The organism is Faecalimicrobium dakarense (assembly GCF_000499525.1).
In the GTDB taxonomy this organism is placed as follows: Bacteria; Bacillota; Clostridia; order Peptostreptococcales; family Peptostreptococcaceae; genus Faecalimicrobium; species Faecalimicrobium dakarense.
The window spans coordinates 1-9791 of the sequence record NZ_HG529412.1; the positions used below are offsets into that span (position 1 = coordinate 1).

Consider the following 9791-nt stretch of genomic DNA (forward strand, 5'->3'; position numbering starts at 1 on the left):
TACTAATCCGCTAAAACAACTTTCTTTTCTAATATTAAACACTTTCCTGCCTTTAGCGGTTCCTCTATTTTTAATTCATTTAATTCTGCTATTTCAGATTCAGTAGTATTATATTTCTTAGCCACATTCCAAAGGTTATCTCCTTCTTTACATATGTATACTATTATACTTGGAGCTGTAGATAGATCATATACACCTAAATCATCGCCTTTTATTATAAAGCTTTCTGATTTTTTATCTATCGCTTCAGTAAATCTCTTTACTTTTACGTTTAAGTCTATTTGATCTCTATTCAAGTCAACATCTACTTTTTCTATACAAACTGTGCTAAATACTTTACAAGTATCTGTTAAATTATCTATAGTAACTTCATGCTCAAAAGGTATTTCTTCACTTATTCTATATACTGATTTTAGGCCTTCTACTGGAACATATAATACATCCACCTTTATAATACCTTGTACTACACTATTATTATCTTCAATGTATGTGTTTTCTATTGATATAGATGGACAAACACTTACTATATCTTTTATTTGCATATCATCATTAGAATTTTTTATACTTTCTCTAACTACAAAAGTTTCAGTTCCACTACTTAACGCTTTATTAAGCTCCATTGTTCTTTGATCAAATTTTATTATTTTTTGAGGAGAATAAGCATCTTGTAAAACCTCTCTGCTTACTTCATCAGTTACTTTTACTTTACAATATACAGTACAATCTAAATCTAATATTCCTGTATTACTTTCACTGTTTTGCTTGAATATATAATTTAAATCTCCCATAGATAATAAGCTTTCTTCTGTCATACCTTCGCAAGCACCTGGAACTTCGATAAATTGAGTAAAATCTATTCCTATCTTATCTAGTTCTACTATTTCACCATCGTATGTGCAAGCTAATGGGTTTATTTCTAAAACTCCACCTACTATAACTTTATTATCAGTTACTCTACTTTCCTTTATTCTTGCCATTGGACTTAAACTTATTATAGATTGAATTTCTTCAGTATTAATAGTTACAGTATCTCTTATTACACTTTCTGATTTTTCTATTCCTATTATATCTTGGTAGTTTATTTCTTTTCTATGCTTTTGTATTCCTTCTACTTGAGATACATCTTTTACTATATCTAATCTTTGTTTATCAAATAAGCTTCCTCTTATATTCATAAGGGCCCCAACTCTAATTTTTCTTTCGTTTAATATTGTACAGTCTACATGCTCAACTTCTGGGAATAACATATACTCCATATCTTGAACTACATTATCTTTCTCTATAACCTCATTTATGTCTATTCTACCATCCATACTAGAAACAGTATTTTTGTCATCTGTTATGTACATAACATTATAATTAAAACTTCCTCTGCAAAGTATTTTACCATCTGTCACTTCAGTTTTCTTAATACATATGTACCCTTCAGTTTTTAAAATTTCATAAACATCTGATTTCTTATCTGGCACAACCGCTTCTGCTTCTATAAATGTTTGGTATTTTCCAAAGTCTATTCTATTGTCAACTTTTATTACATCTTTAATTAATTCCATATTTATCCCCCCTGTAAATTAAATAAAATATCACACTATATTTATATTTAAAAAACAAAAAAAAATTACACCTATTTTTAATAGGTATAATTTTAACTTACATGTAATTTATTTTGATCTTTAAAAACTTGCAATTTCACATTCGATGTCAATAAGTCTGAGTAACTATATGATACCCTTGAATATCCATTTCCATCATCATCTAATTTTACAACAAACACACTTGGATAAACTTTTTCTAGTACTCCCTTTTTAGTAACAATTTGCTTTCTACCTTTATTTGCCCTTAGTAATATTTTCTTACCTAAATGTCTTTCAAGGCTTTCTCTTATTTTGTCTAGAGTTTGAACAGTAGCCATAATATCACCTTCTTTAAACGTTTGTATGTTTACATAATATCATAGATATAATTTTTTGTCAAACGTTTAAACTAAATATTTTATATATTTTTCAGTGAAAAGTCAATAGTATTTTTTAATATATACAGTATAATTTTCTAATTTTGTGTTAGTATAAAATTGATTTAGGCATAGCCCATCTAAATTTCCCTCTTGTTTCTAATCCTCCGACCCCTTTAATACCAGTAACCGTCTGGTCTATGACCTCATCAATAGGTACAACTATATCTATTCTAGAACATGCGATTTTTTCTACTACGAATACAGGATCTAGCGCATGTATCATTATCCTTCCTGGAGAACTAGCATAGTTTGCGCCCGCATTTATTATTTGTTCATAATTAGATTGGCATGCACCTGCAAATATAACTAGATTATCTATATTAGGTTGCCATTTTCTAGCTTGTTTAACCGCTTTAATAAAATTTAATGAATTTCTATAATTGCTTAAATCTGTTATATTACCTTTTCTAGAAGTTAATGCATCATGACCTGTTATTACTAATATATCCGGATTATGTTTTTCAAGTAGCGCCCTTACTTCTTTATATTGGTTAGCTTCAGGTATTGCTACTCCTACGGCCGGAATTCCTAGCTCTGTATATACATCTAAACATATTTTTAAATATTCTTTATCTCCATCTATTTGAAGCACTTTTCCAGGCATGCCATAAACATTAGTATTAGTTTGAAGTTTCGGCACTGCCCTCATCATCTTTTTTTGTCTTTCCCTCGCTTTTACTAAAGATTGTGATAATACTCCCTCAACATTTTTATCTATAAAAACATTTTTTATATCCGGAAGTTTAACCGCTTCTAAATCATCTAAATAAGCATCCGCTATTATTCTGAAAGCTACACCTTTCAATACTGCCATTTTATGATTATCTTCATCTACGCTAAACCCCACTATTTTAAATATAATGTCCTTGTTATAAGATTTTCTTGCCACTATATCTCCTATTTTCATAGTTGTCCTCCCTAAAACTTTTTTATCTTAATTTATACTATGTAGCATAGTTTTTTTTGTTACCTAAGAATATAAATGATTTTTTTGTTGAAAAATAAAAAAGTTAGTGGTAATATAAATATAAACTTATGTTTATACTTATAAACAAATATTTATTTTTGGTGATAATTATGACTGATAGAGAAAAAGAAATTTTAGATATTTTAAAAGAAAACCCTATGATTTCTCAACAAGAGTTAGCTGATCTTCTAAATATAACTCGTTCTTCTACTGCAGTGCATATAACTAATCTTATGAAAAAAGGATATATCAAAGGAAAAGGTTATATTTTGAAAAAAAATAATTACATAACAGTTATAGGAGGATCTAATATAGATATCCAAGGTGTTCCTAATAGAAAACTTGTTATGCATGACTCTAATCCTGGAAAAGTAGACATATCTTTAGGTGGTGTCGGTAGAAACATAGCTGACAACATATGTAGATTAGGTGTAAGTACAAAACTTATATCTGCAGTTGGAAATGACTTATATGGTAATCAAATATTATCAGAGTGTAAGAGTTATGGGATAGATGTTGAAGATTTTTATATATCAAATGAGCACTCTACATCAATATATGTATCTGTGTTAAATGATGCTAATGATATGCAAATTGCCATATCACACATGGACATACTAGATAAATTGGATTTATCTTATATCTCTTCAAAGCATCAGCAAATTAGTGACTCTTTGGCTATAGTATTAGATACTAATCTATCTTATGAAGTAATAAACTACATTACTTCAACTTATTCTCATATACCTATATTTGTTGACACAGTGTCTACTTCTAAGTGTATGAAAATTAAAGATATCGTAGGTCGCTTTAATACTATAAAACTAAATAAATATGAAGCTGAAGCTTTATCTGGTATACAAATTAATAACATGGATGATATAAAATCTTGTTCTAAATACTTCTTAAATGAAGGTGTGGAAAATGTTTTTATAACGCTTGGTAAAGATGGCGTTTATTGTGAAGATAATTCACATAACATCTATGTAGATGGTGTAAAAACTGAAATAGTTAGTGCAACTGGTGCTGGAGATGCATTTATAGCAGGCCTTGTTTATAGTCATTTAAATAATTTTGACATTGAATATAGCGCTAAATTTTCTATGGCAGCATCAATAATAGCACTTTCTCATGAAAATACAATAAATCCAAACATGTCAGTAGACAATGTTGAAAAAATACTTAAGGAGATGATCTTATGTTAGAAAAATATTTACAAGTACATCCAGAGGTTCAAAAGGCAGTAGCAGCAGGACAACCTGTAGTTGCACTAGAGTCAACTATAATATCTCATGGTATGCCTTACCCTAAAAATATAGAAATGGCTAAAAATGTTAGTAAAATAATAAGAGATAACGGAGCTATTCCAGCTACTATAGCTATAATAGATGGTGTATTAAAAGTTGGTCTTACTACTGAAGAAATAGAATTATTAGGAACTAGCAAAAATGTTGTTAAAGCTAGTAGAAGAGACTTACCATTTATAATATCAAAAAAATTAACAGGAGCTACTACAGTTGCTACTACTATGATATTAGCTAACTTAGCAGGTGTTAAAATATTTGCTACAGGTGGTATAGGTGGAGTTCATAGAGGAGCTCAAGAAACTTTCGATATATCAGCTGATTTACAAGAATTAGCTAACACTGATGTTGCTGTTATATGCGCAGGAGCTAAATCTATATTAGATATAGGATTAACTTTAGAGTACTTAGAAACTAACGGAGTTCCAGTTATAGGATTTGGTACAGATGAAATGCCTGCATTCTATACAAGAAAAAGTGGATTCGGTGTTGATTACAAAGTAGATTCTTCTATGGAAGTTGCTGAAGCTTTAAAAGCTAAATGGGACTTAAACTTAAAAGGTGGTATGGTTATAGGTAATCCAATACCAGAAGAATTCGAAATGGATTACGATATGATAACTAATGCTATAGAATCTGCTTTAAAAGAAGCTGAAGATAAAAACATAGGCGGTAAAAATGTTACTCCATTCTTATTAGATAAAGTTAAAACTATAACTGAAGGTAAGAGTTTAGATGCTAACATAGAATTAGTTTATAACAACGCTAAAGTTGCAGCTCAAATAGCTAAAGATTTATCTGATTTAAGCAACAACTAATCCATTTGTATTAATTTATAGTCAGCTAATAATTAATAATAATGAAAAATTAGTTTATATAAAAAAGTATCTAGGAAATAAAATATTTCTTAGATACTTTTTTTTAGTCTTCTTTTAAGTTAGGTACTACTTTTTTGATTTCTTCAATCTGATGCCATGTTTTTTCTAGATTATTTTGACTTATATATTCTTTAACACTACTTAACGATGTAAATTCCTTAACTGCTAAATCATCTTCTTCATCAATAAATCTTAAAACAAACATAAGTTTACCTTACTTTCCACAACACTTTTTGTATTTTTTACCACTTCCACATGGGCAAGCGTCATTTCTTCCTATTTTATCTTCTTTAACTATTGTCTTAGAATTTTTGTGTGCTTTTTGTATTTCTTTTCTTGCTTCAACTGATAATATATCATTCCATCCTGGTAAGTTATATAACCAATGAGCTTCAACAGCTACCATGTTGTAGTATAATTTTTCAACATCTATTTCTAACTTTATTTCACTATCAGCTTCTATAGTTTCTAAAGTTATATCTTCTTTTAAACTTTCGCTTATTCCATCTATGAATCCCATGAAGTATTCAACTGAAGTGTTATGAGCAGCAGCTAAATCGCTAACTTTTCCTTCTATAACAAACATCTTCTTATTTAAAAGTTCATTGTATATTTCAGCTTCAACTTTTAAATACTCTTCCCAAAACTTCACTTCTGCTTCTTGATTTTCGTGATTATCACTTAAATTTCTCCATTCAGTATATAAACTCATACCTTTTCCTCCTATAATATATCTTTTTATTTATAGTATAAATTTTTAAATTTATTTTCAATATTCTCGTATTATACCATAATTTCTTAGATTAACTCTTCTATTATATCACAATTAAATAATTCTTTTAATACTTTTATAGCATACTCTTGGTCTATAAAAAAAGGGCTTGATGCTATTGTTATTACTTTCGCTTTAGCTATAAGTTCTTTTATCTTATTGATCCTTAAATCATACGAAATATAGCTCATATCTTCAGAGAATATATCTAAATCAATGTCTAATACAAATTCTCCCTCTATATCTAATTCAAATCCATATGAACTGTCTATTATAATTACTTCTGAGAATATATTGTGCTTTAATGCAGGTTGAATAAAGTTCCCTACATTAAGTACATCATTAGTATATCTAAATACATCATCTATATTCTTCATATCAACATTATAATTTTCTGGTTCTCTCATATCCTTATGTTGATCTATATGAACCAATTTACATCCTTTTGTGAACTTATCATTTTTAAGACTCTTTATCCAAAAATAAAGAGCATGATTATGATTATCAAATATATAAATATCCTTATTATTAAGGTGATATTCAACCATATTTTTTAATCCTTTTGCTTTTATCTCTATATCTTCATCTATTTCATTAAATACTATATGTTCCCCAACACATACATCTTCTAATGTTCCTTCTATTAACTTAGGTACATATATTTTTTTATTTTCTCTTTCTTCATAAGAAAATATATTATTTCCAGTTGGTTTATCTATGTAAAATCCTATATATTTATTCATATATTCTCCTTTAAATTATTTTTTGTATAACTTATTATACTATATTGTTTATTTATTTTTTAAAATAAATGGCTACCTATTTATATCCTTACAAAAATGTAATTAAACTATAGTCTTACTGTAAGGCTTTTTTAATTTTTAATATTATAATAAGTACATAGGGAAAACATTTAAGATTTATTTAAGATTTAAATCATAATAGTTTAAGTTTGAGATTTTATAATAAGTTCATAAGATAAATATTAAGGAGGAATTACAATGACAAATTTAACACTAGCAATTATAATATTATTTCCGTTCGCATTAACATTTTTAGCTTATTTCTTAACAGATGGATTATTAACAGATAAAGATTGTCAGGAAGATGATATGCAAATAGACTACTTTGATGCTTTAGATTTAACTTCTATATATAATTAAGTTTTAATTTTAGGAGAATTTAGAATGGTAAATTTAATATTAGCAATGTATATAAAAAATACAGCGCAAATTTTAATTTGCGCTGTATTTTTTTATGCCCATTTTTATATAACCATCTTAAATTTATTTCTCTTTTTTAATTAAATAAATCCCACGGATATTCATTCGGTGGTTCACAAACAAATTCCATTTTTTCCTTTGTTGTTGGGTGTTCTATTTCTATTTTATAAGACCAAAGTGATATTTGTTGTCCTACTTTATTTACATCTTGTCCATATCTTTGATCTCCAAATAACGGATGCTTCCTACTTGAAAATTGAACTCTTATTTGATGAGATCTACCTGTCTTTAAATCTATCTCAACAAGACTAAATCCATTTTTTTTTGTCTAAAGTTTTATAACTTAACTCTGCATTTTTAGCTTCTTTGTGATTTTTATTAACTACACTAACCATGTTAGTTTTTTTATTTTTATAAAGATAATCTTTTAAAGTATCCTCTGGCTTATTCATATTTCCATGTATTATAGCTCTATAAGTCTTTTTAAAAGTTTTGTTTCTTACTTGTTCAGATAATCTTGATGCTGCTTTAGATGTTTTTGCAAACACCATAGCTCCACCTACGGGTCTATCTAGTCTATGTATAAGACCTATATATACATTACCTGGTTTGTTATACTTTTCTTTTACATACTGTTTTAAAAGATTAACCATATCTTTATCATTAGTGTCGTCACCTTGAGATAATATATTTACAGGTTTCTCTACAACTAATAAATGATTATCTTCGTATATAACTTTAATCATTACTTAGACTCCCATCTTCCAAATATACCACATGGAAGCACTTTTCCATCTCTTGAAGTCGGTATTCCTATTTCTCCTCCGTACACTTTTCCACCTTTTGCCTTTTTAACTACTGTAGCATCTAATATATGCTCAAGAATTATTGGAGATAATCCTGTAGTATATGAGTTTATTAAGAAGAATAATGGCTCATCTGATAATACTTTTGTACATAATTCAACTAATCCATATAGTTTTTCTTCTATTTGCCATACTTCACCTTTTGGTCCTCTTCCGTAAGAAGGTGGGTCCATTATTATAGCATCATACTTATTACCTCTTCTTACTTCTCTTTCAACAAACTTAACAACATCATCAACTATAAATCTTACTTTTCTATCTCCAAGACCTGATGTTTGTATATTTTCTTTAGCCCAAGTTACCATCCCTTTAGAAGCGTCTACATGGCATACTTCTGCTCCTGCTGCTGCACAAGCTACTGTTGCTCCACCAGTATATGCAAAAAGGTTTAATACTTTTATTGGTCTCTTTGCGTTTTCTATTTTATCCATAGCCCAATCCCAGTTAGCCGCTTGCTCTGGGAATAAACCTGTATGTTTAAATCCAGTTGGACTTATATTGAACTTTAAATTTTTGTAGCTTATCACCCATTTTTCAGGATATTTCTTTTTATGCTCCCATTGACCTCCACCTCTAGCACTTCTGTGGTAGTGTCCATGAGGATTTTTCCATAATGCCCATTCAGATTGCATTGGCCACATTATTTGTGGATCTGGCCTTCTAAGAACATAATCTCCCCATCTTTCTAATTTTTCTCCGTTACCCATATCTATAAGTTCATATTCTTTCCATTTATCTGCTAATAATAACATTGCTGCCCTCCTAAATTAATTACTCTCAATTTATGTATTATATCATATAATTACCTATATTTTCGGTATTTTCCATACTTTATATACTTTACTTTTCATTATGTTTTTTATTATTTATAATTTATTAATTTTTATTATTTATTAACTATATATAAGTCTTTAGCATATTATATTTTAATTGATTTTTTAAATATGAGAGGGGGTATTTACTATGGATATGTCGCAAAATAATCCTAGCTGTATATATAACTTATTGCGTACACAGTTTAATGAATCTATCGGACATGAAAACTTCTTTTACTATGACCTTCAATATCCATCTTTTTTTAATATGAATAATGATTACTTCTACATTATGCCAACTTACTTAGATAATATAAATTCAACTATAAAATTAGATGTTGATACATTTGTTAAGGGTCTTCAAGAGGAAGAAAGAGAGTATAATCAAGTTGCCAAACAAAATAATACACCTTTTAGAGTCTATAAAGCTAAATCAACATTTGCTGTTTCATTTAGTAAAAATCATATTTTAAGCGTTCCTTTAAGCCTTCTTGGTTTAATAGATTCAAAAGAAACTATTTATAATTTTTTATATAATTATAATTACGATTTACTTACAGGTAATGAATTTTTTATAAAAGATGTTTTTAATGAGGGCGTTAATTATATTGAAGTTATCACTAATTATGTAAAATATAAAATAAATCAGGATCCAGGAATTTATTATCCTGAAATTGATATTGAAATTCCAGATGATCAAGCATTTTATCTAGCTGAAGATGGTATAGTTATCTACTTTGGTGTTGATGAAATAGCTCCAAGTGAATATGGTATAGTTAAATTTAAGATGATGTTTAGCAAGTTTGCACCTTATATAAATCCTCGCTTTTATTGTACCGAGCCTCAGACACCAGGCCCTGTTCCTAGACCAAGAAATAGACATTATAAGAGATTTTAAAATAAAAGGTATGAAGTTATAATTAACTTCATACCTTTTTTAATAAATTTTTTA

The 9791-nt window shown here is 28.3% G+C and carries 11 protein-coding genes and 1 pseudogene; 4 read left to right on the forward strand and 8 right to left on the reverse strand.

Features of this window, described 5'->3' with window-relative positions:
- Window positions 1-2: 2 nt before the first annotated feature.
- The 3 genes from BN899_RS15380 to yabG form a co-directional block, all read right to left on the reverse strand.
- Window positions 3-1553 (reverse strand): DUF3794 and LysM peptidoglycan-binding domain-containing protein, encoded by a 1551-nt coding sequence (locus BN899_RS15380; protein ID WP_042277273.1) that lies wholly within the window; start codon window positions 1551-1553, stop codon window positions 3-5.
- A gap of 92 nt (window positions 1554-1645) precedes the next feature.
- Entirely contained in the window at window positions 1646-1912 is a 267-nt protein-coding gene (locus BN899_RS15385) for a Veg family protein (protein WP_042277278.1), read from the reverse strand.
- A 148-nt stretch (window positions 1913-2060) separates the two neighbouring features.
- Window positions 2061-2921, reverse strand: a complete 861-nt coding sequence (yabG, locus tag BN899_RS15390; protein WP_042277280.1) for a sporulation peptidase YabG — start codon at window positions 2919-2921, stop codon at window positions 2061-2063.
- 170 nt (window positions 2922-3091) lie between these two features.
- Here yabG and BN899_RS15395 point away from each other — a divergent pair, with 170 nt between their 5' ends.
- Window positions 3092-4186, forward strand: a complete 1095-nt coding sequence (locus tag BN899_RS15395) for a PfkB family carbohydrate kinase (protein ID WP_042277283.1) — start codon at window positions 3092-3094, stop codon at window positions 4184-4186.
- Window positions 4180-5103 carry a pseudouridine-5'-phosphate glycosidase gene (locus BN899_RS15400; protein ID WP_042277285.1) on the forward strand — a complete coding sequence of 308 codons (924 nt, stop codon included), beginning with the start codon at window positions 4180-4182 and terminating at the stop codon, window positions 5101-5103. The genes BN899_RS15395 and BN899_RS15400 overlap by 7 nt, the downstream gene beginning before the upstream one ends.
- A 103-nt stretch (window positions 5104-5206) precedes the next feature.
- On the opposite strand, the gene BN899_RS19320 is transcribed toward BN899_RS15400, so the two are convergent.
- From BN899_RS19320 to BN899_RS15410, 3 genes are all read right to left on the reverse strand, one after another.
- A complete protein-coding gene (locus BN899_RS19320) occupies window positions 5207-5368 on the reverse strand; it encodes a hypothetical protein (protein ID WP_173399947.1) in 162 nt (53 codons plus the stop codon).
- A gap of 9 nt (window positions 5369-5377) precedes the next feature.
- On the reverse strand, window positions 5378-5875 hold the full coding sequence (locus tag BN899_RS15405; RefSeq protein WP_042277287.1) for an SEC-C metal-binding domain-containing protein: 498 nt from the start codon (window positions 5873-5875) through the stop codon (window positions 5378-5380).
- An 86-nt stretch (window positions 5876-5961) separates the two neighbouring features.
- Window positions 5962-6678: a peptide arginase family protein gene (locus tag BN899_RS15410; RefSeq protein ID WP_042277289.1), complete on the reverse strand. Its 717-nt coding sequence runs from the start codon at window positions 6676-6678 to the stop codon at window positions 5962-5964.
- A 258-nt stretch (window positions 6679-6936) separates the two neighbouring features.
- On the opposite strand from BN899_RS15410, the gene BN899_RS19140 reads away from it, so the two are divergent.
- Window positions 6937-7098: a hypothetical protein gene (locus BN899_RS19140; protein WP_154658907.1), complete on the forward strand. Its 162-nt coding sequence runs from the start codon at window positions 6937-6939 to the stop codon at window positions 7096-7098.
- 136 nt (window positions 7099-7234) lie between these two features.
- Here BN899_RS19140 and BN899_RS15415 read toward each other — a convergent pair.
- A pseudogene (locus BN899_RS15415) lies at window positions 7235-7904 on the reverse strand (RluA family pseudouridine synthase).
- Window positions 7904-8776: a class I SAM-dependent methyltransferase gene (locus tag BN899_RS15420; protein ID WP_042277291.1), complete on the reverse strand. Its 873-nt coding sequence runs from the start codon at window positions 8774-8776 to the stop codon at window positions 7904-7906. The pseudogene BN899_RS15415 and the gene BN899_RS15420 overlap by 1 nt, the downstream one beginning before the upstream one ends.
- Before the next feature lie 211 nt (window positions 8777-8987).
- On the opposite strand from BN899_RS15420, the gene BN899_RS15425 reads away from it, so the two are divergent.
- Window positions 8988-9737 (forward strand): DUF3298 and DUF4163 domain-containing protein, encoded by a 750-nt coding sequence (locus tag BN899_RS15425; RefSeq protein WP_052356880.1) that lies wholly within the window; start codon window positions 8988-8990, stop codon window positions 9735-9737.
- Window positions 9738-9791: the final 54 nt, after the last annotated feature.

Excerpts from the sequence above, each read along its gene's own strand:
- BN899_RS15420 (WP_042277291.1), bottom strand. The coding sequence starts at position 8,776 with ATGTTATTATTAGCAGATAAATGGAAAGAATATGAACTTATAGATATG.
- BN899_RS15395 (WP_042277283.1), top strand. The coding sequence starts at position 3,092 with ATGACTGATAGAGAAAAAGAAATTTTAGATATTTTAAAAGAAAACCCT.
- BN899_RS19140 (WP_154658907.1), top strand. The coding sequence starts at position 6,937 with ATGACAAATTTAACACTAGCAATTATAATATTATTTCCGTTCGCATTA.
- BN899_RS15385 (WP_042277278.1), bottom strand. The coding sequence starts at position 1,912 with ATGGCTACTGTTCAAACTCTAGACAAAATAAGAGAAAGCCTTGAAAGA.
- BN899_RS15410 (WP_042277289.1), bottom strand. The coding sequence starts at position 6,678 with ATGAATAAATATATAGGATTTTACATAGATAAACCAACTGGAAATAAT.
- BN899_RS15405 (WP_042277287.1), bottom strand. The coding sequence starts at position 5,875 with ATGAGTTTATATACTGAATGGAGAAATTTAAGTGATAATCACGAAAAT.
- yabG (WP_042277280.1), bottom strand. The coding sequence starts at position 2,921 with ATGAAAATAGGAGATATAGTGGCAAGAAAATCTTATAACAAGGACATT.
- BN899_RS15400 (WP_042277285.1), top strand. The coding sequence starts at position 4,180 with ATGTTAGAAAAATATTTACAAGTACATCCAGAGGTTCAAAAGGCAGTA.
- BN899_RS15425 (WP_052356880.1), top strand. The coding sequence starts at position 8,988 with ATGGATATGTCGCAAAATAATCCTAGCTGTATATATAACTTATTGCGT.
- BN899_RS15380 (WP_042277273.1), bottom strand. The coding sequence starts at position 1,553 with ATGGAATTAATTAAAGATGTAATAAAAGTTGACAATAGAATAGACTTT.
- BN899_RS19320 (WP_173399947.1), bottom strand. The coding sequence starts at position 5,368 with ATGTTTGTTTTAAGATTTATTGATGAAGAAGATGATTTAGCAGTTAAG.